Source organism: Tessaracoccus sp. OS52 (genome assembly GCF_020687685.1).
Lineage (GTDB): Bacteria > Actinomycetota > Actinomycetes > Propionibacteriales > Propionibacteriaceae > Arachnia.
Genome location: NZ_JAJEWM010000001.1, coordinates 1,202,052 through 1,227,460, shown reverse-complemented (window position 1 = coordinate 1,227,460; position 25,409 = coordinate 1,202,052). Strand labels below are relative to the sequence as shown.

Here is a 25,409-nt window from a genome sequence, read left to right as displayed (position 1 = left end):
TCCTCCATCTGCGTTGATGTGTGAGTTGAGAGGGGGTTGTTTGGTGGTCAGCCCTTCACGGAGCCGGCGGTCAGGCCCCCGACGATGTAGCGCTGGAGGGCGAGGAACAGCACGAGGACCGGGATGGCGGCGAGCACCACACCGGCAGCGAACAGGCCCCATCTTGAGGTCAGCTGGTTTGAGACCCATTGGTACATGCCCACCGAGAGGGTCCAGTTCTCCTCGGAGGTCAGCACGATCTTGGCGAGGATGAAGTCGCCGAACGCCGAGATGAACGCCATCAGCCCGACGACGGCCAGGACGGGCGCCACCAGCGGCATGATGAGGCGCCAGAAGATCTGGGCGTGCGAGGCGCCGTCCATCTTCGCCGACTCGTCGATCTCGATGGGGATCGTGTTGAAGAAGCCGTACATCAGGAAGGTGTTGGCACCCAGTGCCCCGCCGAGGTAGACGCAGATCAGCGCGAGCCTGGAGTTGATGCCCAGGACAGGCATCACCTCGCCAAGGCCAAGCAGGAGCAGGAACACCGCGACGAATGCGATGGTCTGGGGGAACATCTGGACGATCAGCAACGCCGTCAGGCTGGTGCGTCGGCCCCTGAACCGGAAGCGCGAGAACGCGTAGGCGGCGGCCGCTCCCATGAGGACGGCCCCGATGGCGGCAGACCCCGCGACATAGAGGGTGTTGAGGAACCACTGCCAGAAGCGGGTCTCGGACAGCGCCTGGAAGTTCTGGAGGGAGAAGGCGCTGAACAGGCTGTTGCTCGCGGCCAGGCTGCCGCGTGGATTGAAGGCCGCCGAGATGATGTAGAGCAGCGGAAACACCGCGTAGAAGATCAGCAGGATCGCCAGCGGGTACTTCCACCCGACCTCGGCCAGCCAGCGTCCTCGCCTTGCCTTCAGGCGCTCGGCGGGGAGCAGATTGCGCGTCGTGGTCATCAGAACTCCTCGAGCTTTCGGGTCTGGCGGAACGCCAGGGCGGAGATGATGCCGATCACGATGAACACCATGATCGACAGGGCGCTCGCCATGCCGTAGTCGGCCACGCCTCCGGAGACGCCGGAGATCTTGTAGATGGCAGAGATCAGGATGTCGGTGGCCCCCAGCCGGGACGGACTGTTGACGAACCCGGGCCCACCCTCGGTGAGCATGTAGATGATCGTGAAGTTGTTGAAGCTGAAGGCGAACGACGAGATCGCCAGCGGCGCCGTCGAGACCAGCAGCAGCGGCAGCACGATGGCCTGGAAGCGTCGCCACTTGCCGGCGCCGTCGATGGTGGCGGCCTCGAGCGTGTCCGCAGGCAGGGCCTGGAGCGCTCCCGTGGTGACCAGGAACCAGTATGGGTAGGTCAGCCACACGTTGACGAACAGCACCGCCAGCTTCGCCAGCCATGGATCGGCCAGCCAGGTGATGTTCGAACCGAAGAAGAAGACCTCGTTCACCACTCCGAACTCGGCGTTGAACATGCCCCGCCACAGCAGCGCGGACATGAAGGCCGGGAATGCGTAAGGCAGGATCAGCAGGGTGCGGATGATCTTGCGGCCGCGGACCCGCTCGTCGTTGTAGATGAGCGCGAAGAACAGCCCGATCGCGAACGGGATCACCACGGACAGGAACGCGAACACGAAGGTCCAGATCGTGACCTGCAGCAGGTCCCCGGCCAGCGCGCCGTCGGTGAAGGCGCGCACGAAGTTGTCGATCCCCACGAAGACGTACCAGCCGGTGGCCAGCCTGGTTCCGTCGGGCGCGGCGAACTCGCCGGTAGGGGTGGGGGAGTAGACGACGTCGTTCTCGGTGTCGGTGAGCGTCTGCGCGTCGGGGTCCCAGACCATCGAGGAGCGGTAGATGGTGCCCCGGGTTCCTTCCCTGGTGCGCAATGAACCTGCGTCGGCCTCATCGGAGACCGGCACCCGCAGGCTGAGCACCTGCTCCTGCAACTGGGCGTCGGAGTAGAGCTGGGCGCGGGGCACCACCTCCCAGCCGGGAACGACGGTGGGAGTGCCGTTGTCAGCCACCTCCGCGCCATCGACGTCTGCGAGAGGCTGGGTCTCGGTGCCGACGCGGACCGTGCCTTCGTCGTTGATCGCGAACCCGACGACGTCGGGCGCCTGGGTGACCACGGCCAGCGGGTAGGTCGGGGAGTCCTCCACCCGGCGTTCGTCCTGGATCAGGGCCGCCTCGGCGGCCTGCTGCATCGAGCCGGCGTGGCCGGTGCCGTAGTTGGTCAGCGCCACGTAGGCGGTGTAGCCCATCGTGAAGATCTGGAAGACGAACAGGAAGACCAGGCCGGGGTAGAGATACTTCAGCGGCACCGCGCGCTTGGAGAAGTAGACGAAGTCCGCGATGAGCAGCAGGACTATCGATGAGACCAGGATCCCCCAGGCCTCGACGTTCCAGGCCGACAGGATGACCGTGATGCCGAAGGCGTTGACTAGGGCCATCAGGATCAGTTTGACGATGAATCCCGCGCCGCTGCCCCGCCACTTGCGGGCGTGGGACTCCGGCTTGCTGACCGGGCTGCCGGTCTGGGGCTGCGCTGCCCCGGTGAGTTGCGCCACTGGTTTGCCTATCTGTGCGGCCGTCAGGGGACTGGAAGTGGGGGGGCCCCCCGGGGCGCCCCCACCACGAGCCGGGTTCAGCTACCGAGTTCGGCCTGGAGGTTGGTGATCATCGTGTTCCAGGTGGTCTTCGGGTCGGCACCACCCAGGATCTGGACCTCTGCTGCGTTCCAGAAGTCCCAGACCGCACCCATCTCCGGGATGGACGGCATCGGAACGCCGTTCTCCGAGGATGCGAGGAAGCCGGCGATGATCGGATCCGAGGCTGCCTCTTCGGCGATGGCGCTCAGAGCCGGGATGCGCGGGTCGGCGTCGTAGAGCGCCTGTTGGCCCTCTTCTGAACCGAGGTAGTTGACGAGGAAGTCGGTGGCCAGCAGTGCGTTCTGGCTCTGCGAGCTCAGGAAGAAGCCCTGCACGCCGACGAAGGGGGCAGCGGGCTCGCCACCGGCCGACGGGATGGGGTTCACCTTGATGTTGACATCGGGGAACGCGGAGATGGCCCAAGGTCCCTGGATCGTGTAGGGAGCCGCTCCGGAGTTGAACAGTTCGTTGTTGATGTCGTAGTCGACGGTGGTGCTGATGTAGCCCGTGCCGGCGGAGCCGTTGTCGTAGAGCCACTGCGCGAACGCCTCACCGGGGGCGCCTCCCATGCCCACCTCGGTGGTGTAGGAACCGGACTCGTCCTGGACGAACACCGGTGCTCCGAAGGAGGTCTGGAAGCCGTACATGGTGTAGGCATCGCCGGTCTCACCTGCGGTGTTGATGGCGATGGGCCGCTCGGCGCCAGACTCCAGGCCCTTGGCGATCATCTCGTCCCACGTGGCCGGGGCTTCCTCGCCGACCAGGTCGACGTTCTGGATCAGGGCGACAGTCTCCAGCGAGTAGGGCAGAGCGTAGAGCTGCCCGTCGTAGGTCATCGCCTCGATTGCGACTTCCTGGAAGTCGCCGGCGGTGTCGCCCAGGTCGACGGTGTCGACGACGCCAGCGGTGACGAGGGCGCCGAGCCAGTCATGGGCGCCGACGGTGATGTCCGGACCCTCACCGGTGGGGACCTGGGCGATGAAGTCGTTGCGGAGGTCCTCGAAGTTCTTCTGGACCACGGTGACGGTGGCGCCGGTGTCGGCGGCGAACCGGTCGGCCTGTTCCTGGATCGCGCCCTCGCGCTCGGCGTCGGTCCAGATGGTCACCTCGCCGGCCGCGCCGGGTTCCGAGGCGTCAGGGCTCTCAGCCTCGCTGGGCGAGGCGGATTCGGTGGCGTCGGTCGTCTCCTCGGCGACGGTCTCCGTCGTCGTGGGATCCGCCTCTTCCGGGGTGCCGGAGCAGCCGGCGATCAGCATCGCCGACCCCAGCACAATTGCTCCAAGTGCAAGTGGCTTGCGCATCTTCATTCCTTTCACAGGTTGGTCCCGCTGGACCGGTTGGCGAGGGAGGCAGGTCGCTCCGTCGCGTGGGTTGAATCCCCGCGGTCGCTGCGGACGACGGCAACGTCGCCCCCGTCCACCCGCAGGTTGCCACCGGTGGGTTCACCGGTGAGGATCTCGATGCCGTGGAGTGCGACCTCCGCGGGCTCCTCGCCGTGGTTGATGACGACGGTGTAGTCGGCGGCGTCGCCGCGACGGGTGACCAGCTCAAGCCGATTCGCCAGGCCCAGCGGCGCCATCCCGGCGTCGGCATAGACCTCGGCCATGACGGTGGCCAGTGCGTCGGCGTCCAGCCGGGTGCTGATGTACCAGCCGGTGCCCGAACCGTGCCGGTGGCGAGTGATGGCGGGTTTCCCCGAACCGGGGCCGTCGAGGTAGGTGGCCCGGACCTGCGCGCCGTGGAGCTGAAGGTCCTCCTGCCAGGTGTCGGCGCCCAGGGGCTCGGTCCCGGTTCCATGCCAGGCCAGCTGCGTGCGCTCTGACTCCCGCAGTGGCAGGAACTCTTCCACCACCACTCCCAGGGACTCCTTGAGCGGACCCATGAAGCCATCCTCGTGCACGGCGTCGTGCTCGTCGACGATTCCGGAGAAGAAGGACACCAGCAGGGTGCCACCCTGCGCCACGTAGTCGTTCAGGTTGGCGGCATCCGAGCGGCTCAACAGGTACTGGGCCGGGGCCACGACGAGGCGGTAACGCGAGAGGTCCTGGCCGGGCAGGGCGAAGTCCACCGTGATCTGGTCACGCCAGAGGCGCTCGTAGAAGGCGCGGATGCGTTCGGTGTGGCTGACGGCCTCCGACGGCCGCCAGTCCAGGTCCTGTGCCCACATCGACTCGAAATCCCACAGCACGGCGACGTCGGCGCGCACCCGCGAGGACTTGAGCTCCTGAAGGTGGCGCAGACGGTCACCAAGCTCCACGACCTCACGCCAGATCCTGGAGTTCGTCCCGGCGTGGGGGAGCATGGCGGAATGGAACTTCTCGGCACCCTTGCGGGAAGCGCGCCACTGGAAGAACATGACGGCGTCGGCGCCCCGGGCGACGTGCGCCAGTGAGTTGCGGGCCATCTCGCCTGGACGCTTCGCGACGTTGCGGGGTTGCCAGTTCACCGCCGAGGTGGAGTGCTCCATGAGCATCCATGGGCCACCGCCTCCGACCGACCGGGACAGGTCCGCTGCGATCGCCAGCCCGATCTCGGGCTCGGTGTCGGCCGCCCACAGGTAGTGGTCGTCGGAGACGACGTCGACCTCACGGCCCCACGCCCACAGGTCGGTGGTCCAGCTCTGGTTGGCCATGAAGTTCGTCGTGATCGGCTGGTCCGCATGGGCGCGGATGGCGTCGCGCTCGGCGATGAAGCACTGCCGCAGCGCGTGGTCGGTGAACCGGGCGAAGTCCAGCCGTTGAGCCGGGTTCACGGCCGACGGCGCGGCCGCAGGCGCGCCGATGTGGTCCCACTGCCGGTAGGTCTGGCCCCAGAACGCGGTACCCCAGGCGTCGTTCAGTGCCTCCAGCGAGCCGTACCGATCCCGCAGCCAGGCCCTGAACGCAGTAACGGCCGCGGGGGAGTAGTCCTCTCCCACCGGGACCCCGTACTCGTTGTGCACGTGCCAGAGCACGACGGCAGGGTGGGTGGCGTAGCGCTCCGCCAGCTTGCCGGCGATCCCGACCGAGGCGGCCTGGTAGGCCGGGTGCGAGTGGGAGGCCATGCCGCGGGAACCGAATCCCAGCACGGTGCCGTCCCGGGTGACCACCCGTGCGTCCGGGTGGTTGGCGAAGAACCAGGCCGGCGGCGAGGCCGTCGGGGTCCCGAGGTCCACGGAGATGCCGTTGGCGTGAAGGAGGTCCAGCAGTTCGTCGAGCCAGGAGAAGTCGAAGACCGACTCCTCGACCTCCAGCAGGGCCCAGGCGAAGATGCCGACGCTGACCAGGTTGACACCGGCCTCCCGCATCAGGGCGACGTCGGCGTCCCAGACCTCCCGCGACCACTGCTCCGGGGTGTAGTCACCGCCGTAGGCGATTCCGCCAACGGCCGGCCAGGCTTCGGTTCGGGTCATGCCACTCCATCGGGTTCGTCTTCGGACCTTGTCGTCCATGTTGGCACCGGGGGACGCTGCGAATCGGTCATCCGCCCTGATAGTTATCCAACTGTAACCGTTTACGGGACGTGCAGGTCAAGTCCGGGTAGAGTCCGTCTTCGTGGTGACAACAGACTCAGGCGCCGCACCCCGGAAGCCGACCATCCGCGACGTGGCTCGCGCCGCCGGGGTGTCCTATGCCACGGTTTCGCGCGCGATCAACGGTGCCAACTGGGTGTCCCCGCAGGCTCGGGAGGCAGTCGAGAAGGCAATCATCGCCACCGGCTACACCGCCAACGCCCACGCCCGCAGCCTCGCCACCGGGCGGGCCAACAGCGTCGCCTTCCTCCTCACCGAGGAGTACCAGCTGCTGTTCGCCGACCCGACGTTCTCCCTCCTGCTGCGCGACATCGCAGAAGCCGTCGGTCGCCGCTCCACGACGCTGGTGCTGCTGGTGGCCGGGACGGACCAGGAGCGCCGCAACGTGCTGCGCTACCTCAGCGAGGGCCACGTCGACGGCGTGATGCTGTTCTCGACCCACGAGCGCGACCCGCTACTGCCGTCCCTGCTCGCCCACGGTCTGCCGACGGTGTCCTGCGGCCTGCCCCTGGGCCACGAGAACGACTTCTCGTCGGTGTCGGTCAACGAGGCAGGCTCGGCGGCCACGATGACCCGCTACCTGCGCAGCAAGGGGCACCGCAGGATCGCGATGATCGCCGGTCCCCCCGACACCCCCGGCGGGCACTTTCGACTCGAGGGTTTCCGGCAGGAGATGGGGAGCGCTTTCGACCCGGACCTCGTGGAGGCCGGCGACTACAGTTCCGCCTCCGGTGCCCGCGCCATGCGGCGACTGCTGGCCCGCCGCGACGACATCGACGCCGTGTTCGCAGCCAACGACCTGATGGCCGCCGGCGCCGTCGCGGAACTGCGTGCCGCCGGGCTGGAGGTCCCCACCGACATCGCCGTGGCGGGTTTCGACGACTCCGGCATCGCGGCCGAGCACGACCCACCGCTGACCACGATGCGGCAGCCCTGGCGGGAACTCTCGGAGAAGCTCGCCGCGGTGATGCTGGACGTGATCGGCGGCGCAGGGGTGCGCCACGTCACGCTACCGACAGAACTGGTGGTCCGCCGGTCGGCCTGAGCCGTTCAGTCCTCGGCGGTCCAGTCGGGGTCCGCCTCGGCCACCGGCACCCGGTCGACGTCCGGCACGCCGTCGGCGTTCATGTCCGGTCCGCGCACCTTGCGGGAGTTGCGCGCAAGAGACGTCGCGGCCAGAGCCGCTGCGATGAAGGTGCCTCCGAGCACCCCAACCTTCGCGGCGGCCGTGTGGACCTCGTCGGGGAAGCTGAGTTCCGTGATGAGCAGCGAGACTGTGAAACCGATGCCCGCCAGGAACCCGATCGGCATCAGGTCCCGGAGCCCGACGGCGTCGGGCAGGCGGAGGCGTGTGACCCTGGTCACCAGGGCGGTGGTGCCCATGACACCGACCAGCTTTCCGACGACCAGACCAGCCGCTACGGCGTGCACCACTGGTTGCCCGAGGACGGCCATCACGGAGCCGGAGTCGACCACCGTGACGGCGGCCGAGAAGACAGCGAACAGCGGCAGGGCGAGGCCGGCGGAGATGGGCCGGATGTGATGCTCCATCAGGTGGGTCCGGGTGTCCGATTCGCCGTGAACCCGCCGCGCGGGCACGGCCAGGCCAAGCAGGACCCCCGCGATCGTCGCGTGCACCCCGGACTCGTGCATGAGGTACCAGGAGATGAGGCCCACGGGCAGCAGTAGCCACCAGATCAGCCTGCGCCGGCCGGCCAGCCACCAGAAGGCGCCGACGGCCACGAGGCTCCCCAGCAGCGGAATGAAGGACACCTCGTCGGTGTAGAACACAGCGATTACGACAATGGCCAGCAGGTCGTCGACCACCGCGAGCGTCAAGAGGAAAGTTCGCAGCGCAACGGGCAGCCGGCTGCCGAAGATGGCGAGCACCGCCAGCGCGAAGGCGATGTCGGTGGCCGCCGGGATGGCCCACCCGGACAGCGCAGTGGGATCCAGCCAGCCGGTGATCGCGGAGTAGATCAGGGCCGGCACGACCATCCCGCCGACGGCGGCCACGATCGGTACCGCCGCCCTGGCGGGGGAGCGGAGCGTGCCCGCGACGAGTTCGTGCTTGAGTTCCAGGCCGACCACGAAGAAGAAGATCGCCAGCAGGCCATCGGCGGCCCAGGTGGCCAAGGTCAGGTCCAGGTGGAGGGAGGCAGGCCCGACGCGGGTGCTGGCGAGCGCGGCGAAACCTTCCCTGACCGGTGAGTTCGCCAGGACGAGACCCACCAGGGCCGCGCCGATGACGATCAGCCCGCTGACCTTGTCGCCTGTGATGAAGTCGCGGATCCGTTGGTACATGCTGCTCCGAGGTGTCGTGATTGCGCACCGCCCGGTTGGACGGTGCCGCGTCGACCAGACTTCCCGACTCACCTGATCGGAAACCCTACCGGGAATAGGTCCACGGACGGCACGGTTGTCCAGGGCGGGCGCCGGTAGCCTTCAGGCACCATCTGCCCGCCAAGAGCCGACGGATAACCGACCAAGGAGCACAATGACGTATCGCCCCGAGACCCTGGCCGTTCAGGCCGGGCAGGAAACCGCAGACAGCGCCACCAACTCGCGCGCAGTCCCCATCTACCAGACCACCTCCTATGTGTTCGACGACACCGAGCACGCGGCCGACCTGTTCGCCCTGCGCAAGCCCGGCAACATCTACACGCGCATCATGAACCCCACCCAGGACGTCTTCGAGACCAGGATGAACGCACTCGAGGGCGGCGTCGGAGCGCTGGCGACCGCCTCGGGGTCGGCCGCGACGACCTACGCGGTCCTGAACCTCACCTACGCAGGCGACAACATCGTCGCCCTGTCCACCCTCTACGGTGGGACCTACGCCCTCTTCGCGCACACCCTGCCCCAGTTCGGCATCGAGGTGCGGTTCGTGGACCCGACCAGGCCGGAGGACCTGGCCCAGCACGTCGACGAGCACACCAAGCTGGTCTTCGGCGAGATCATCGGCAACCCCGCCATCAACGTGATCGACCTGGACGCGTGGACCAGCGCCGCGCACGACCTGGGCCTCCCGTTCATCCTCGACAACACCGTCGCGACGCCGTACCTGACCCGCGCGTTCGACCATGGGGTCGACATCGTCGTCCACGCCGCCACCAAGTACATCGGTGGCCACGGGACCTCGCTCGGCGGCGTCATCGTCGACTCCGGCAAGTTCGACTGGGCCGCCCACTCCGAACGGTTCCCGGGACTGACCAAGCCCGACGACGCCTACCACGGGGCCGTCTGGACCGAGGCCGCCGGCCCGGCCGCCTACATCATCCGCGCCCGCACCGTGCTGTTGCGCAACACCGGGGCGGCCATCGCGCCGCTGAACTCCTGGCTGATGCTGCAGGGGCTGGAGACGCTGCACCTGCGGATGGAGCGGCACAGCGACAACGCGATGAAGATCGCCCGCTACCTCGAGGGCCATGAGGCCGTCTCCTGGGTGAACTACCCCGGGCTGGAGTCAAGCCCCAGCCACGAGATCGCCAAGCGCATCCTGAAGGAGGGCTACTTCGGCGGACTGCTCTCCTTCGGGCTGAAGGCGGGCCGCGAAGCCGGATCGACGTTCGTGGAGAGCCTCGACCTGTTCAGCCACCTCGCCAACATCGGCGACGTCAAGTCGCTGGTGATCCACAACGCATCGACGACCCACTCCCAGCTCTCCGACGAAGAACTGGTGCAGGCCGGGGTGCCAGCTGAGCTGGTGCGGCTGTCGGTGGGCGTGGAGAACGTCGAGGACCTGATTGCCGACCTGGAGCAAGCACTGGCCAAGGTAGGACAAAAGGCCTAGTCAGCGAGGTAGGAAAGGCTTGGCTTGCTTGCGTGGGGACCGGGGCGGTGGAAAGCTGAACCCATGTCGACCACCGCTCCGAGTACCCAGCAGGCAGAGGTGAATCACTCCGCACGGTTCGCCGAGCGCCTGAACTGGCTGCGCGCCGGTGTCCTGGGCGCGAACGACGGCATCGTCTCGGTCGCGGCCACCGTCGTGGGCGTCGCCGCCGCCACGAACACCGTCACGCCCGTTCTCATCGCTGGAGTCGCGGCGGTGCTGGCCGGCGCACTGTCGATGGCGCTGGGGGAGTACGTCTCGGTATCGAGTGCCTCGGACTCGCAGCGCAGCGTCATCCGCAAGTTGCGGCGGGAGCTGAAGCATGACCCGGCTGCGGCCAAGCTCGCCCTCCGGGACGCCTATCTGTCCCAGGGCCTGACGCCCACCACGGCCGAACTGGTGGCGGCCGAGCTCACGGAGAAGAACCCGATCGCCTCCCACCTCACCACCCGGTTCCACCTGGCCGAGGACGAGGTCCTCAGCCCCTGGCACGCAGCGATCGCATCGGGCATCTCGTTCCTCGCCGGCGCGGCGCTGCCGCTGGCCACCATCCTGCTGGCCCCGCTGCAGTGGCGCATCCCCGTCACGTTCGCAGCGGTGCTGGTCGCCCTCGCCCTCACCGGCGGCCTGGGTGCCATGCTGGGTCGCTCGCCCGTGGCGCCGGCCGTAATACGCGTGGTTCTGGGCGGGGTGCTGGCGCTGGCCGCCACCTGGGCGGTGGGCAGCCTGCTGGGCGTCAGCGTCGCCTGAGACACCTGACACAATGGGGGGGTGGAAACCTCCTGTGACGACGCGCTCCTGTTCACCCCGGAGCAGCCGCTGCACCTTCGCAGCGGTGCGACGCTGGACGAGGTAACCGTTCGTTACGAGACCTACGGCACCCTGAACGCCGACGGGTCCAACGCAGTGTTCATCTGCCACGCACTGACCGGGGACGCCCACGCCGCCGGCCAGCGTCCGGGCGACAAGCGGCCAGGATGGTGGGACACGCTGATCGGTCCTGGCAAGCCCATCGACACCGACGTGTGGTTCGTGGTGTGCCCGAACCTGCTGGGGGGCTGCCAGGGCACCACGGGACCGTCGTCGCCTAACCCAGCCACCGGGCAGCCCTACGGACTGGACTTCCCGCTGCTGGCCATGTCGGACTTCGTGACGGTGCACCGTCGGCTCTCCGAGCACCTCGGCATCTCCCGGTGGGCGGCGCTCGTCGGCGGCTCGCTGGGCGGCATGCAGGTGCTGGAGTGGGTGCTCACGCATCCGGAGGACGCCGCCAACGCCATCATCATCGCCGCGTCGGCCAGGCTCACAGCACAGAACATCGCCTTCTCCGCCGTCGGACGCCAGGCCATCATGAGGGACCCCGACTTCCACGACGGTGACTTCCAGCTGCGGGACACCGCGCCGGACCGAGGCCTGAGCGTCGCGCGGATGATGGCCCACATCACCTACCTCTCCGAGGACGGGTTCCAGGCCAAGTTCGGCCGCCAGGCGCAGTCAGGGGAACTCGGCCACCAGTTCGGGGTGGACTTCGCCGTCGAGAGCTACCTGGAACATCAGGGCAACTCGTTCCTCGCCCGGTTCGACGCGCTCAGCTACCTGTACCTGACCCGCGTGATGGATTACTTCGACGCCTTCGCTGACGCCGACGCCACCGCGCTGCTGGCGGCCAGCCCGGTCAAGATCCTCGTGATCAGCTTCGACACCGACTGGCGGTTCTCCACCGCGCACTCCCGGCGGATCGTGCGCCACCTTGAGGGAGCCCGTGTGCCGACCTCCTTCCGGGAGATCAAATCACAGTGGGGCCACGACTCGTTCCTGCTGTCCATCCCCGACTACCACGCCACGGTATCGGCCTTCATGGAGCGTGCCGCGTCATGACGGTGGAACTGCGTCCAGACCTCCAGCTCATCGCCCGCCTCATCCCGGAGCGCTCCCGCGTACTGGATCTGGGCTGTGGCGCCGGAGAACTCCTGAAGCTGCTGGAGGGCAAGGGCTGCAACGGGACAGGTGTGGAGATGGAGCCCGGCCAGCTGATCAGCGCCATCCGGGCAGGCGTGAACGTGATCGAACTTGACCTGAACACCCAACTGTCGGAGTTCGCCGACGACTCCTACGACGTCGTAGTCCTGTCCCGCACCCTGCAGAACGTCCACAAGCCGCGGGAGGTGCTGCGCCAGATCAGCCGGATCGCGGTGCACAGCGTCGTCTCCATGCCCAACTTCGCCCACTGGCGGAACCGGGCGCGGCTGCTGCGGGGTCGCATGCCGATGTCGCGCGACCTGCCTTTCGAGTGGTACGACACCCCGAACCTGCACTACACGTCACTGGCGGACCTGGAGCCGCTGTTCCGCAGCCTCGACCTCAAGGTGGACCGACGCATCCCTCTGGACGAGCACGGCAACCCCCACAAGCTCGGCTGGCTGGGCGCCAACGCTTTCGCAAGCTCCGCGGTGTACCTGCTTCACGCGCCCCGCTGAGTCAGGGCCGCGACGATTCGGTCCATCGTCCCGCCCAGGCCCAGCCGCTGCTTGATCTCGCGGGCCACCTCCGCGTCGACCGCCACCGGAAGGGAGGTGGGGCTGGCGAGTTCCAGGTCTTTGACCACCTCCACCACCACCTCGGCCTTGAGGATGTACTCGGCGGCCTCGACGATGCGGGCCCGGGTGGCCGGCGGCATCACGCCCCTGCCCGTGAGCGCGGCCTCCACGAGCTCGGTCAGCGAGGCGAAGTCCCCGACGAGTTTGGCCGCGGACTTCTCGCCGATGCCCTTGACACCCGGGAGTCCGTCGGAGGGGTCGCCCCGCAGCACCGCGAAGTCCACGTAACGGCTGGCCGGGAGTCCGTACTTGGTCACCAGCCAGGCGTCGTCGACCAGGGCGTGCTTGGCCACGCCCTGGCCCACGTAGACGACAGTGGTGTCGTCGTCGACCAGCTGGAACAGGTCGCGGTCCCCGGTCACCACGAGTGAGCGTCCCCGATGTTGAGCGGCCAGGGAGGCGAGCACGTCGTCGGCCTCGTGTTCGGGCGTGCCGATGACAGCGATCCCGAGTGCTTCGAGGACCTCCCGGATCACGGGCACCTGCATGGACAGCTCGTCGGGCACCACCTCCTGGTCCACGCCCAGGGGGACTTCCGCCACCACGCGGTGCGCCTTGTAGGACGGCACCAGTTCGGTGCGCCAGGCGGGACGCCAGTCGTCGTCCCAGGCGCAGGCCACCTGGTCGGGGGAGTACTGGTCCACGAGCCTGGCGATGGAGTCCAGCAGGCCCTTGACCGCATTGATGGGGCTGCCGTCCGGGGCTCGCATCGAGGACGGCACCCCGAAGAAGGCTCGGAAGTACAGATAGGAGGTGTCGAAGGCCATCAAAGTGCTCACGGGGCCATCGTTACACAGGCGGCGTCCCGGTAGGCTGGCGATCGTGTCACCCCTCCACGCCCGAACCCTTCCCCGACTGCAGTCCTTCGGGCTCGCGGTGCTGACGGGCCTCCTGATCGGGCTGGGGTTCGCCCCCATGGGCATCTGGCCGGCCACCATCGTCGGGGTGGCACTGTTCACCTGGCTGCTGGGCGGGCGGCAGGCCCGGAGTGCGGCCGCCCACGGCCTGGTGGTGGGACTGGCCATGAACGCTCTGACCATCCACTGGATCGGAGTGCTCGGCGCAGCCGTGGCCGTGGGGCTGGTGGCCGTGATGTCGCTGTGGTTGCTGGTGCTGGGAGTCGCCACCGCGTTCCTCACCCGGATCCGGGCCTGGGTGCTCTGGGTCCCGGCAGCCTGGGTGGCGGTGGAACTGGCCGCCGGATCCGTCCCCTTCGGCGGTTTCCCGTGGGTCCGGTTGGGATACACGGGGCTGGACCAGCCGTTGTCGGGCTGGTTCGGCTGGGTCGGGTCGGTGGGTGTGACGGCGCTCGTGGCACTGACGGCCAACCTGTTCCTGGTGGCGGTCTGTGAGCGGGCCTTCCGCCTGCGGGCTGTCGCGCTGGCACTGGCCATCTTCGTCATGGGTGCGGCGCTGACGCTGGTTCCGCACGCCCAGCCCGAGCAACAGGTGAGCGTCGGCGTCGTGCAGGGAAACGTCAACCGAGCCGAGAAGGGCACGGGCACCTACGCCCGCTCCGTGACCAACAACCACCTGAGCGAGACGATCTTCCTGCTGGCCTCCCACCGGGCAGGTGGGGGAGAGCCGCTGGACTTCATCGTGTGGCCGGAGAACGCCACCGACGTGGACCCGATCGTCGACGCCGAGACGCGGGCGACCATCGAGACCGCGATCGCCCTCGCGGGCGTGCCCATCTTCGTCGGTGCCGTCATGGACGGACCAGTCCCGGACTCGCGTCAGACCTCCAGTCTCTGGTGGCATCCGGAGACCGGTCCGGGGGACCGCTACGACAAGCGCAACCTCGTTCCCTTCGGGGAGTGGATTCCCTTCCGGGAGTTCCTGCGGCCCCGGCTTCCCATCCTCAAGCAGATCGGCAGGCAGTCCATCCCGGGGGAGCAGCCCGGGGTGGTTGACGCGCCGACGTCGGACTTCCGGTTCCTGCGGGTCGGCACCATCATCTGCTTCGAACTGGCCTGGGACTCCACGTCCTACGACACGATCCGCGACGGCGCGCAGGTGCTGGTGAGCCAGAGCAACACCAACACCTACGCGGGCACCTTCGAGGTGCACCAGCAGATGGCCCTGAACCGGATCCGAGCACTGGAGACCGGCCGCGAAGTGGTGGTCTCCACGCTCAACGGGCTGTCCGGACTCGTCGACGTCGACGGCCGGGTGCACGAGCGTACCGAGGAGCTCACCTCCGCCAGCCGCGTCTTCACCGTTCCGTTGCGCACCAACGTCAACCTGGCCGTCACCCTGAGCCCGTGGCTTGGCTTCGCGCTCTCGCTGGTGGCAGTCGCGGCGCTCGGCTACGCCGTGGCGACCCGGGTGGGGCGCGGTCCCTCCGGTAGAATGTCAGTTCCCGAACAATCGATTGGAACCACGTATGAAGGACTACCCGCCGCTGGGGAAGGTTCTGGTGATCATCCCGACCTACAACGAGGCGCAGAACGTCGAGAGCATCACGCGGAGACTGCGCACCTCGGTCCCCGAGGCCCACGTCCTGATCGCGGATGACAACTCACCCGACGGAACCGGCGAGATCGCAGATCGGCTCGCCGTCGACGACGACCACGTGCACGTCCTCCACCGCAAGGGGAAGGAGGGCTTGGGTGCCGCCTACCTGGCGGGCTTCCACTGGGGTCTCGACAACGGTTACGGAGTGCTCGTGGAGCACGACGCCGACGGTTCCCACCAGCCCGAGCAGCTCCCCCTGCTCCTGAAGGCGCTCGAGAGCGCGGACATGGTGAAGGGTTCCCGGTGGGTCCGGGGCGGGAGCGTGGTCAACTGGCCCAAGTCGCGCGAGGTGCTCTCCAGAGGCGGCAACCTGTGGACCCGGCTGTGGCTCGGTGTGCCCCTGAAGGACGCGACCGGCGGTTTCAACGCGTTCCGGGCCGAGACGCTTCGGGGCATCGGCCTGGACGAGGTTGCCTCCGCGGGCTACTGCTTCCAGGTGGACCTGGCCTGGCGCGCGCTGAAGGCCGGCTACAAGGTGGTTGAGGTCCCGATCGAGTTCGTCGAGCGGGAGTTCGGCGACTCCAAGATGAGCAAGGGCATCGTCGTCGAGGCGATGGCACGGACCGCCGCGTGGGGGGTCGAGCACCGTGGCAGGCAACTGCAACGGTTCCTGGCCGGCCTGGTCGGCCGCGGGAAGCGCCATGCCTGATCGCAGCCCACGCATCCCCGGCCTGACGGGACTGTTGTTGATCGTCGTCCCGTTCCTGCTCTTCGTCATCGCCGAGGCCGCGGTGCTGATCTGGGTGGCCGACCAGCTGGGGTGGTGGACCCTGGCGATTCTGCTGATCAGCACGCTGGCTGGCGGCTATCTCCTCCAGCGGGAGTGGCGCAAGGCGTGGAGCGGGTTGTCCGACTCACTGAAGACGGGCGCACTGCCACCCGGCAGGGCAGCCGACGCGGTGCTCGTCCTGCTCGGGGGCGTGCTGCTCATCGCGCCGGGTTTCATCAGTGACGCCGTGGGCCTGCTCCTCCTGCTGCCGTTCACCCGGCCGATGGTGCGCTCGACGATCGGCTGGTGGGCGGGCAAGACCATCCGGGACAAGACGACCCCGCCCCGACCACAGGTGATCAGGGGCGAGGTCGTGGAGCCGGACGCGGATCAGTAGGGTTTCTCGGACTCCCGCAGCTTCTCGAGCTGCTCGTCGAGGATCTCCTCCAGCTCCGGGATGGAGCGACGCTCGCGCAGCATGTCCCAGTGGGTTCGCTGCGGTTTGGTCTCCTTCTCCTCGCCGACTGAGCCGTCGGAGCGAACGGCCATCAGGCCGCACTTCTTGCATTCCCACTCCGTGGGGAGTTCAGCTTCGACGGCGAAGGTCACCTCGAAGTGGTGGCCCTTGGGGCAGTCGAACCCGATCTGGAAGCGATCGGCGAACTCTATACCCTGCTCGTCCTCGAAGCTCTTGGCGCCCAGTCCGACGCCTCTCAGTGCACGATCAGCCATATTGTTTGCCTCCTGCCGGATGAACGAACGGCGCGGCCGAAGGGTTCCACGGCCACCGCGTCCGCGCGGTCAGTTCCGAGTAGACCACATCCCCCGGTCGCGGAGTACGCCTTTCAACAGATCCGGCCGGTCGGTGATGAGACCGTCGACGCCCCAGTCGATGAGCTGGTGCATGACCAGGGGATCGTCGATGGTCCAGACATGGATCTTCGAGCCGGCCGCATGGATGGCGCGCACGCGCTCCGGGGTGACGATCCTCACCCTTACCGGACCGAACTGGTGGGTCAACGGGACCTGGAACAGACGCGGGACCCCGAAAGGGCGCCGGCCAAGGACTCCCAGCACCGCTGCAGCCACCCCCACCGGGGAGGCCGACGTCGCGACGCCGGGGAGCAGCCGACGGAACCTGCGCAGTCGTGCTGTCGAGAAGGAGCCGACGCACACCCGGGCCACCATGTCGTGTCGGCGGATCACCCGGGCGAGTGGCTCCACGGCATCGCCTGCCTTGAGGTCGAGGTTGAACAGGCAGCCGGGGAAGGCGTCGAACAGTTCCTCGAGCGTCGGGATGGAGGCCCGCCCACCCACCTTGAACTCGCGCAACTCGGCCAACGTCAGGTCGGAGATCTCGGCCTCGGTGTCCGTGACCCGGGCCAGGTTGGCGTCGTGGAAGGCCACGAGGTGCCCGTCGCGCGTGGCGTGGACGTCGGTCTCGAGGTACTCGAAGCCCAGGTCGACGGCGTTGGCGAAGGCTTCCAGGGTGTTCTCGATGCCGAGATTCTCCGGCAGGAGCGCCCCGCCTCTGTGAGCCATCGGTGTGAACCGGGGGGCGAGGAATGAAGCCTGCATTGACGCCATGGACGCCATTATGCCCATCCCGGCAGCGGTGACACACTTTGGGGAATGCGCACTGTCTTGTCCATTCAGTCAGCGGTTGCCTACGGTCACGCGGGCAACTCCTCGGCCGTGTTCCCGCTGCAGCGCAGCGGGGTCGACGTGTGGCCGGTCTACACCGTCAACTTCAGCAATCACACCGGTTACGGCGCCTGGAGAGGGCCGCTGATCCCGGCCGCCGACGTCGCCGATGTGGTGCAAGGGATCGACGAGCGGGGAGTGCTGGACCGGGTGGATGCCCTGCTCGCCGGTTACCAGGGCTCTCCCCAGGTGGGGCAGGTCATCCTCGATGCCGCAGAACTGGTGAGGCGTCGCAATCCTCAGGCCATCTTCTGCGCTGATCCCGTGCTGGGCGACGTCGGCCGCGGGTTCTTCGCGGCGCCAGGCATCCCGGAGTTCATGCGCGACCATGTCGTCCCCGCCGCGGACATCATGACCCCCAACCTGTTCGAACTGGAGTTCCTGACCGGCCGGCGGACCGACTCCCTGGAGGGCGTGCTGGCGGCAGCGGGCGAGCTCCGTTCCAGGGGACCGGGCATCGTGCTGGTGACCTCCGTCGTGGGCTCGGACATGGCCGGTGACGTGATGCGGATGCTCGCCGTGGGGCCGGGAGGTGCCCACGTCGTCGAGACCCCGGTGCTGGATCGTGGCTTCGTCGGTTCCGGAGACCTGACCACAGCGGTGTTCCTCGCGCACTGGCTGCGCAGCGGAGACTTGGCGGAGACCCTGTCGATGACGGCGTCGGTGGTCTACTCGATCCTTGAGGTCACGGCCGCCAGCGGGGACCCTGAGCTGCAGCTGGTGGCCGCGCAGGGCGACATCGTGGACCCCAGACACCGGTTCGAGTCAGCGCCGCTCGCCTGAGCCGCGACGTCACACCTCTTCGCTGGACTTCTCACCCCAGAAGACGTTGATCCTGGCGCCCAGCTTGTTCAGGCGCTGCGGCAGGTCCTCGTAACCCCGGTTGATGACGTAGACGTCGGTCAGGTTGGTCGTGCCGCGGGCGGCCATGGCGGCCAGCAGCAGGCACACCGCCGGGCGCAGCGCAGGCGGGCACTCGACGTCGCGGCCCCGCCACCTGGTGGGCCCGATGATCATGAGCCGGTGCGCGTCCATGAGGGTGACGTTTGCCCCCAGGTCCTCCAGCTTCTTCAGGTGGATGGCGCGGTTGTCATAGACCCAGTCGTAGATGATCGACTGGCCCTGGGCGGTGGCGCAGATGACTGCGAAGAACGGCAGGTTGTCGATGTTGAGGCCGGGGAACGGCATCGGATGGATCTTGTCCAGCGGTGCCACGAGCCTGGAGGGGTGGACCGTGATGTCCACCAGGCGGGTCTTGCCGTTGCGGCTGGTGTACTCCGGGCTCAGGGTGAGGCGCTGGCCCATCTCGTCGAGCACCGCGACCTCCACCTCGAGGAACTCGATGGGGCAGCGACGCACGGTGATCTCCGAACCGGTCACGATGCCGGCGGTGAGCAGGCTCATGGCCTCGATCGGGTCCTCGGAGATGTGGTACTCAATGTCGACGTTGATGTCCCGCACGCCCTCGACGCGCAGCGTCGTGGTGCCGATGCCTTCGATCTTCACCCCGAGCAGCTCGAGGAAGAAGCAGAGGTCCTGGACCATGTAGTTGCCCGATGCGTTCCGCAGCACGGTCACGCCCGGGGTCCGGGCGGCTGCCATCAACGCGTTCTCGGTGACGGTGTCGCCACGCTCCACCAGCGTCACGTGCCGCTCGGTCACGCCCTCGCGATTCACGGAGGCGTGGTACTGGCCGTCGGTGGCCTCGACGGAAAGGCCGAAACGGTGGAGGGCCGACATGTGGGGATGGACGGTGCGGGCGCCCAGGTCACAGCCGCCGGCATACGGCAGCCGGAACTCGTCGAAGTCGTGCAGGAGCGGCCCCAGGAACATCAGGATGCTGCGGGTCCGGCGTGCGGCACGCTGGTCGATGTTCTCCCAGTCGAGGACGTCGGGGCGCACGAGTTCGAGGTCCTGACCGTCGCCGGTCCAGGTCATCTTCATCCCCAGGGACTCGAGCACCTCGTAGATCCGGTCGACCTCCTCGATCCTGGCGATGCCCCGCAGCAGGGTGCGGCCGCGGTTGAGCATGCTCGCACACAGGAGGGCGACGGCCGCGTTCTTCGAACTGCGGACCTCGATCTCGCCGGCGAGCTTCGTCGGGCCCTGGACCTCGAAGTTCATCTGTCCGGCCGTCGCCGTCTGGATCAGGGGCATCTCCAGCGCCTCGGCGAGCCTGCCGATCATGTTGAGCGAGAGGTTCTGCTGGCCGTTCTCGATCCGGTGGACGGCGCTCTGGGCGGTGCCCACCTCGTCGGCGAGCCGCTGCTGGGACCAGCCACGCGAGACGCGGGCCTCACGGATCATGATCCCCAGGGACTGACTTGTAGCACTCATCCGACGAGTCTATCTCATATCTGAGATGATCGACCCAGCTGTGGGGGCCAGCCACTGCGGGGGCGCTCGGCAAGCACTACAGTGGTCGGCATGACCCACGACTTTGACGTAGTAGTCCTCGGGGCGGGACCGGGCGGTTACGTGGCCGCTATCCGCGCCTCCCAGCTCGGACTGAAGACCGCAATCATCGAGAAGAAGTACTGGGGCGGTGTCTGCCTCAACGTCGGGTGCATCCCCACCAAGTCGCTGCTGCGCAACGCGGAGATCGCGCACATCGTCACGAAAGAGGCGGACACCTTCGGGATGGAGGTGGACGGCTCGGTCAGGTTCGACTACCGCAAGGCCTACCAGCGCAGTCGTGCGGTCTCCGAGCGCATGACCAAGGGCGTGCACTTCCTGATGAAGAAGAACAAGATCACCGAGTTCGACGGCTGGGGGACCTTCGTCGACGCCAACACCATCGAGGTGGCCGACGACAACGGCCAGACCCGGAAGGTCACCTTCACCAACGCCATCATCGCCGCCGGCGCCGTCACGAAGATGCTGCCCGGCACCACGGTCTCCGAGAACGTGGTGACCTACGAGGAGCAGATCCTCGCCGAGCAGGTACCGGACTCCATCATCATCGGCGGTTCGGGCGCCATCGGTACCGAGTTCGCCTACGTGCTGCGCAACTACGGCGCCGAGGTCACCATCGTGGAGTACCTGGACCGCATGGTGCCCACCGAGGACGCCGAGATCTCGGCCGAACTCGCCAAGGCCTACAAGGCGCTCGGGGTCAAGGTCATGACCTCGACGAAGGTGGAGAGCATCGAGGACACCGGTTCCGGCGTGCGCGTCACCGTCAGTCCCGCAAAGGGCGGCGAGCAGCAGGTCCTCGAGGCGAGCAGGTTCCTCTCGGCCGTCGGGTTCGCCCCGCGCACGGAGGGCTACGGTCTCGAGAAGCTCGGCGTCGAGCTCACGGAGCGCGGCGCCGTCGCCATCGACGACTACATGCGCACCAACGTCGAGGGCATCTACGCCATCGGGGACTGCACCGGCAAGCTGATGCTGGCGCACACTGCGGAGGCGCAGGGTGTCGTGGCCGCCGAGACGATCGCCGGCGCGGAGACCCAGCCCATCAACTACGACATGATCCCGCGGGCCACCTACTCACAGCCGCAGGTGGCCTCGTTCGGCTACTCGGAGCAGCAGGCCAAGGACAAGGGCTTCGACGTCAAGGTGTCCAAGTTCCCGTTCGCCGCCAACGGCAAGGCCTGGGGGCTCGGGGACGCCAAGGGCTTCGTCAAGATCGTGGCCGACGCCCGCTACAACGAGATCCTGGGCGCCCACATGATCGGGCCTGACGTGACCGAACTCCTGCCCGAACTGACCCTGGCACAAGCCTACGATCTGACCACAGAGGAGATCGGACGCAACATCCACGCCCACCCGACGCTGTCGGAGGCCCTCAAGGAGGCCGCCGAGGGCATCGGTGGCCACATGATCAACTACTGAGCAGGAGAGACCATGGAAGACCAAGGCCGCAAGCCCTACGTGATCGACATCGAGTCCACCACTCTCGACAACCCCAACTTCCGCACCACGTTGTGGACCGGTGAGCACCTGCAGTTGACCGTCATGAGCATCCCTGCCGGCGGCGACATCGGCCTCGAGGTGCACGAGGGCAACGACCAGTTCCTCCGCATCGAAGCCGGCCGCGGCAAGTGTGAGATGGGCAAGTCCGAGGACAACCTGGACTTCGTCAGAGACGTGGCCGACGACGACGTGATCCTCGTCCCCGCCGGGTACTGGCACAACGTCACCAACACAGGTGACAAGGAGCTCAAGCTGTACGCGCTCTACGGGCCGGCGGACCACGAGCCGGGGACAGTGCACCCCACCAAGGAAGACGCCGAGGCAGACCCGAACGAGGACTGAGTCGTGTCGCACCGGGCACAGCTCTGGCTGGTTCGCCACGGAGCCACCGAGTGGTCGGAATCCGGCCAGCACACCTCGGTGACTGACCTTCCACTGCTCGACAAGGGCCGAGAAGATGCGCGCCGCGTCGGCTCGGCCCTGGCCGGGCATGACTTCGGGATGGTCCTGTCGAGCCCGCGGCGTCGGGCCCGGGAGACCGCGGAGCTGGCAGGTCTGACTCCCCAGATCGACGACGACCTCGTCGAGTGGGCCTACGGTCCGGGGGAAGGGCTGACGTCGCCGCAGATCCGGGAGATCATCCCCGGATGGCGGATCTGGAGCCACGGGGCCCCGGAGTTCGAACGCGACGGCTACGCACCAGGTGAGACCGAGTCCCAGGTCGCCGAACGGCTCCGCCGCGTCGTGGACCGGGTGCGGGCCTCGGGGGAGTCCGACGCCATCGCCTTCGGGCACGGGCACGCGCTGCGCGCCCTGGCCATGGTCTGGCTGGATCAGCCGATCTCACTGGCCCGCCACTTCCCGCTCGAAACCGGCACGGTTTGCGTGCTCGGTTACGAGAAGGAGAACGCGGCCATCGTGCGCTGGAACGCCGAGGTCCGCTGAACCGCTCAGCTGGTGATCGCGCCGTGCGCGGCGGACTGCACGATCTTCGCGTACTTGCCGAGCACTCCCCGCGTGTACTTGGGGGGCCTGGGTTCCCAGCCGATTCTGCGCTCGTCCAACTCTGTCTGGTCGACGCCCACCTCCAGCAGCCGATTGGCGACGTCGAGGGTGATCTGGTCGCCGTCGCGGACGAAGGCGATCGGTCCGGCGTCGACCGCCTCCGGCGCGATGTGCCCGACGCACAACCCCGTGGTTCCGCCGGAGAAGCGTCCGTCGGTGATCAGCAGGACGTCCTTGCCCAGCCCGGCGCCCTTGATGGCACCCGTGATGGCGAGCATCTCGCGCATTCCGGGACCACCCTTGGGGCCTTCGTAACGGATGACGACCACATCGCCCGCGACGATGCGGCCCTCGGCCAGCGCGTCGAGGGCGCTCCGTTCCCCGTCGAAAACACGCGCGGTGCCGGTGAACACGTCGTTGTCGAAGCCCGCGGTCTTCACCACGGCTCCCTCCGGCGCCAGGCTGCCCTTCAGGATCGTCAGGCCACCGGTCGCGTGGATCGGGTTCTCCAGCCGGCGGATGACGTCGCCGTCCAGGGGTGGGGGAGCGATGTCGGCCAGGTTCTCAGCCATCGTCCTTCCGGTGACCGTCAGAACGTCGCCGTGCATCAGACCGGCCTCGAGGAGGGCCTTCATGACCATCGGGATGCCGCCGACGCGATCGACGTCGGTCATCACGTACTTGCCGAAAGGCTTGAGGTCACCCAGGTGAGGGACCTTCTCGCCGATGCGGTTGAAGTCGTCGATGCTCAGGTCGACGTCGGCCTCGCGCGCGATCGCCAACAGGTGCAACACCGCATTCGTGGAGCCGCCGAGCGCCATCACCACGGCGATGGCGTTCTCGAAGGCCGGCTTGGTCATGATGTCGCGGGCGGTGATGCCCTTGCGCAGCATTCCGACGACGGCCTCCCCGGACGCGATGGCGTACTTGTCGCGTCGGCGGTCCGGGGCCGGGGGAGCGGCGGAGCCGGGCAGCGACATCCCCAGCGCCTCGCCCACCGAGGCCATGGTGTTGGCCGTGTACATGCCACCGCAGGCACCCTCCCCCGGGCAGATCGCGCGCTCCACCCGGTCCACCTGCTCCCGTGTCATCCGGCCTGCCAGGCAGGCGCCGACAGCCTCGAAGGCGTCGATGATCGTGACGTCCTCACCGTCGAGCTTCCCCGGCAGTGTGGAACCCGCGTAGAGGAAGACGGCTGCCAGGTCCAGCCGCGCAGCGGCCATGAGCATGCCGGGCAGGGACTTGTCGCAGCCGGCCAGGAGGACCGAACCGTCGAGGCGTTCGGCCATCATCACCGTCTCGACGGAGTCGGCGATCACCTCTCGGGAGACCAGGGAGAAGTGCATGCCCTCGTGGCCCATGGAGATGCCGTCGGAGACCGAGATGGTGCCGAACTCCAGCGGGAACCCGCCAGCGGCGCGCACGCCCTCCTTCGCGGCCTTCGCGAGCCGGTCGAGCGACAGGTTGCAAGGCGTGATCTCGTTCCAGGACGACGCCACACCGATCTGCGGCTTCTCCCAGTCCTCGTCGCCCATGCCGACCGCGCGGAGCATGCCGCGCGCGGCCGTGCGCTCGAGGCCGTCGGTGACGTCGCGGGACCGGGGCTTCAGGTCGGGGCGCTGCCCTTCGTCAGGATGGTTCATGGCCGCAAGCCTAGTGCGGACGCGCAGGAGCGCGTCAGAACGTGGACAGGTTGACCGGCGGCTCCGCCGTCGCGAACAGCCGCGAGAGCCTGGCGATCGGATCCCGCTCTCCGTGGACCAGCCCGCCCAGTGCCAGCTCGGCGGCGGTACGGTCCCCGAACCACATCCTCGCCAAGGACTCGACGTCGAGCCTCACCTCCGGATCTGCCTGCGTCTCGACGGCCTGGCCGCGGCCTTCGTGGACGCTGAGCCGCCAGGAGCCCGAGCAGTAGCCCATGGCGTCGGTGAGTCCGATCGTGACCTCGCCATCGGACTCGAACCCGCGCTGGGAGACGGCCTTCGGCAGGTCCAGGATGCGCAACCAGACCCAGTCGTGTGCGCCCTTGACCTTCACGGCCCAGGGGTCGACGAGCGCGAGCGGAAGCGGGTCGCCCGGGTGGGACAGACCGTAATCGAGGTTCTCCACCAGGTCCGTGGTGGCCAGCGCGTGCCACAGGGCGCGGTCGATGGCGGCCTCCGGTGAGCACAGCAACTGCACGCTGGTGGTGATCGGCTCGGTGTCCCAGCCCTTGAACTTGAACAGGGCGAAACCGTCGGGCTCGCCGTCGGTGTCGAAGTGCACCACCGCCCGCAGTCCCCGCGAGGGGCCCTCCTCGTCCCGGTCCCAGGCGCCCGTGCCCACCAGGCGATGGGCGTGCTGGATGCCTGCGGCCCCGCGGTAGCGGGCCTGGTGGGACAGCCAGATGCGCTCCAGGTGGGGTTCGAGGAACGCGGGCGCCACGAACTCGACGGTGCCCTCGGCCGGTTCGACCTCCTCCCGGAAGCGCAGCCTGCGAGTGTCCACCTGGACCTCCAGCCGACGGTTGCACACGCCGAAGCCGTAGCGTCCGTAGATGGTGCCCTCGCTGGCGGTCAGGACGGCAAGGGCGCGGCCCTCGGCCCGGGCAGCATCGAGGTGCCTGCGCATCATCTCCGTGAGCAGCCCGCGACGCCGATGGCTGGGTCGCACCGCGATGGTGTTGATGACCAGGGCGGGCACGATTCCGGCGCCATCGTTGAGCGTGAAGGGGGCGCTGACGAAAGCGCCCACGGGCTGGCGGCCGTCGAGTCCGGGGCCCTCGGCGGTGACCATGCCCAGGGTGGCGGAGTCGGCACGGCGTGAGGCGCGGTACATGCCCAGGCCGGCGTCAGAGGCGCGGCGGTCCAGGAAGCCGTGGCGGAAGACGTCGAGGAGCTGGGCCCAGCGGGGGTCCTCATCGGGCGTCTCGAGCGGCAGTGTCTCGTAACGGTATGGCTCTTGCACGGGAAACAACCTACAGCGCGAGTGTGCCCAACCCG

At 67.9% G+C, this 25,409-nt stretch carries 23 protein-coding genes; 12 read left to right on the top strand and 11 right to left on the bottom strand.

The window, feature by feature from the left end; genetic code table 11:
• Positions 1-47: 47 nt before the first annotated feature.
• The 4 genes from LKO27_RS05760 to LKO27_RS05745 form a co-directional block, all read right to left on the bottom strand.
• A complete protein-coding gene (locus LKO27_RS05760) occupies positions 48-938 on the bottom strand; it encodes a sugar ABC transporter permease (protein WP_227736046.1) in 891 nt (296 codons plus the stop codon).
• Positions 938-2,557, bottom strand: a complete 1,620-nt coding sequence (locus tag LKO27_RS05755) for an ABC transporter permease subunit (protein ID WP_227736044.1) — start codon at positions 2,555-2,557, stop codon at positions 938-940. Before LKO27_RS05755 ends, LKO27_RS05760 begins: the two co-directional genes overlap by 1 nt.
• 77 nt (positions 2,558-2,634) lie before the next feature.
• Positions 2,635-3,939 carry a maltose ABC transporter substrate-binding protein gene (locus tag LKO27_RS05750; protein ID WP_227736042.1) on the bottom strand — a complete coding sequence of 435 codons (1,305 nt, stop codon included), beginning with the start codon at positions 3,937-3,939 and terminating at the stop codon, positions 2,635-2,637.
• Between the two features lie 11 nt (positions 3,940-3,950).
• A complete protein-coding gene (locus tag LKO27_RS05745; RefSeq protein ID WP_227736041.1) occupies positions 3,951-6,029 on the bottom strand; it encodes a beta-galactosidase in 2,079 nt (692 codons plus the stop codon).
• Positions 6,030-6,174: 145 nt separating this feature from the next.
• Here LKO27_RS05745 and LKO27_RS05740 point away from each other — a divergent pair, with 145 nt between their 5' ends.
• A complete protein-coding gene (locus tag LKO27_RS05740; protein WP_227736039.1) occupies positions 6,175-7,194 on the top strand; it encodes a LacI family DNA-binding transcriptional regulator in 1,020 nt (339 codons plus the stop codon).
• A gap of 5 nt (positions 7,195-7,199) precedes the next feature.
• Here the strand turns inward: LKO27_RS05740 and nhaA are convergent, their stop codons facing one another.
• The gene (nhaA, locus tag LKO27_RS05735; protein ID WP_227736037.1) at positions 7,200-8,453 is read right to left on the bottom strand and encodes a Na+/H+ antiporter NhaA; all 1,254 of its coding nucleotides are present in this window, start codon (positions 8,451-8,453) and stop codon (positions 7,200-7,202) included.
• Between the two features lie 193 nt (positions 8,454-8,646).
• Between nhaA and LKO27_RS05730 the strand changes: the two genes are divergently transcribed.
• The 4 genes from LKO27_RS05730 to metW all read left to right on the top strand — a co-directional run bounded on the left by LKO27_RS05730 (position 8,647) and on the right by metW (position 12,458).
• Positions 8,647-9,942 carry an O-acetylhomoserine aminocarboxypropyltransferase/cysteine synthase family protein gene (locus LKO27_RS05730; protein WP_227736035.1) on the top strand — a complete coding sequence of 432 codons (1,296 nt, stop codon included), beginning with the start codon at positions 8,647-8,649 and terminating at the stop codon, positions 9,940-9,942.
• A 63-nt stretch (positions 9,943-10,005) separates the two neighbouring features.
• Positions 10,006-10,731, top strand: a complete 726-nt coding sequence (locus LKO27_RS05725; protein ID WP_227736032.1) for a VIT family protein — start codon at positions 10,006-10,008, stop codon at positions 10,729-10,731.
• Positions 10,732-10,752: 21 nt separating this feature from the next.
• Positions 10,753-11,859: a homoserine O-acetyltransferase gene (locus LKO27_RS05720; protein WP_227736031.1), complete on the top strand. Its 1,107-nt coding sequence runs from the start codon at positions 10,753-10,755 to the stop codon at positions 11,857-11,859.
• Positions 11,856-12,458, top strand: coding sequence for a methionine biosynthesis protein MetW (gene metW / locus LKO27_RS05715; RefSeq protein ID WP_227736028.1), 603 nt, complete (start codon positions 11,856-11,858; stop codon positions 12,456-12,458). Before LKO27_RS05720 ends, metW begins: the two co-directional genes overlap by 4 nt.
• Here metW and LKO27_RS05710 read toward each other — a convergent pair.
• Complete coding sequence (locus LKO27_RS05710) at positions 12,443-13,357, bottom strand: 5'-3' exonuclease (RefSeq protein WP_227736026.1); 915 nt, start codon at positions 13,355-13,357, stop codon at positions 12,443-12,445. The genes metW and LKO27_RS05710 overlap by 16 nt on opposite strands.
• A 43-nt stretch (positions 13,358-13,400) precedes the next feature.
• Here LKO27_RS05710 and lnt point away from each other — a divergent pair, with 43 nt between their 5' ends.
• From lnt to LKO27_RS05695, 3 genes are read left to right on the top strand one after another with little or no spacing between them, the layout of a single operon-like run.
• The gene (gene lnt, locus LKO27_RS05705; RefSeq protein ID WP_227736025.1) at positions 13,401-15,095 is read left to right on the top strand and encodes an apolipoprotein N-acyltransferase; all 1,695 of its coding nucleotides are present in this window, start codon (positions 13,401-13,403) and stop codon (positions 15,093-15,095) included.
• Complete coding sequence (locus tag LKO27_RS05700; protein ID WP_227736024.1) at positions 14,998-15,744, top strand: polyprenol monophosphomannose synthase; 747 nt, start codon at positions 14,998-15,000, stop codon at positions 15,742-15,744. Before lnt ends, LKO27_RS05700 begins: the two co-directional genes overlap by 98 nt.
• The gene (locus tag LKO27_RS05695) at positions 15,737-16,201 is read left to right on the top strand and encodes an FxsA family protein (protein WP_227736022.1); all 465 of its coding nucleotides are present in this window, start codon (positions 15,737-15,739) and stop codon (positions 16,199-16,201) included. The genes LKO27_RS05700 and LKO27_RS05695 overlap by 8 nt, the downstream gene beginning before the upstream one ends.
• Here LKO27_RS05695 and LKO27_RS05690 read toward each other — a convergent pair.
• Complete coding sequence (locus LKO27_RS05690) at positions 16,195-16,536, bottom strand: RNA polymerase-binding protein RbpA (protein WP_227736021.1); 342 nt, start codon at positions 16,534-16,536, stop codon at positions 16,195-16,197. The two genes, LKO27_RS05695 and LKO27_RS05690, sit on opposite strands and share 7 nt — an antisense overlap.
• Positions 16,537-16,605: 69 nt before the next feature.
• Positions 16,606-17,391 (bottom strand): glycerophosphodiester phosphodiesterase, encoded by a 786-nt coding sequence (locus LKO27_RS05685; RefSeq protein ID WP_227736019.1) that lies wholly within the window; start codon positions 17,389-17,391, stop codon positions 16,606-16,608.
• 45 nt (positions 17,392-17,436) lie between these two features.
• On the opposite strand from LKO27_RS05685, the gene pdxY reads away from it, so the two are divergent.
• On the top strand, positions 17,437-18,291 hold the full coding sequence (pdxY, locus tag LKO27_RS05680) for a pyridoxal kinase PdxY (RefSeq protein ID WP_227736017.1): 855 nt from the start codon (positions 17,437-17,439) through the stop codon (positions 18,289-18,291).
• Positions 18,292-18,300: 9 nt separating this feature from the next.
• Here pdxY and LKO27_RS05675 read toward each other — a convergent pair whose 3' ends face one another.
• Entirely contained in the window at positions 18,301-19,845 is a 1,545-nt protein-coding gene (locus LKO27_RS05675) for a UDP-N-acetylglucosamine 1-carboxyvinyltransferase (RefSeq protein WP_227736014.1), read from the bottom strand.
• Positions 19,846-19,935: 90 nt separating this feature from the next.
• Between LKO27_RS05675 and lpdA the strand changes: the two genes are divergently transcribed.
• From lpdA to LKO27_RS05660, 3 genes are read left to right on the top strand one after another with little or no spacing between them, the layout of a single operon-like run.
• Positions 19,936-21,342: a dihydrolipoyl dehydrogenase gene (lpdA, locus tag LKO27_RS05670; RefSeq protein ID WP_227736013.1), complete on the top strand. Its 1,407-nt coding sequence runs from the start codon at positions 19,936-19,938 to the stop codon at positions 21,340-21,342.
• Between the two features lie 12 nt (positions 21,343-21,354).
• Positions 21,355-21,765, top strand: coding sequence for a cupin domain-containing protein (locus LKO27_RS05665; protein ID WP_227736011.1), 411 nt, complete (start codon positions 21,355-21,357; stop codon positions 21,763-21,765).
• 3 nt (positions 21,766-21,768) lie between these two features.
• Complete coding sequence (locus LKO27_RS05660) at positions 21,769-22,368, top strand: histidine phosphatase family protein (RefSeq protein WP_227736010.1); 600 nt, start codon at positions 21,769-21,771, stop codon at positions 22,366-22,368.
• A gap of 5 nt (positions 22,369-22,373) precedes the next feature.
• Here LKO27_RS05660 and ilvD read toward each other — a convergent pair whose 3' ends face one another.
• The gene (gene ilvD / locus LKO27_RS05655) at positions 22,374-24,071 is read right to left on the bottom strand and encodes a dihydroxy-acid dehydratase (protein ID WP_227736008.1); all 1,698 of its coding nucleotides are present in this window, start codon (positions 24,069-24,071) and stop codon (positions 22,374-22,376) included.
• A 34-nt stretch (positions 24,072-24,105) separates the two neighbouring features.
• A complete protein-coding gene (locus tag LKO27_RS05650; RefSeq protein ID WP_227736006.1) occupies positions 24,106-25,374 on the bottom strand; it encodes a GNAT family N-acetyltransferase in 1,269 nt (422 codons plus the stop codon).
• Between the last annotated feature and the right edge of the window lie 35 nt (positions 25,375-25,409).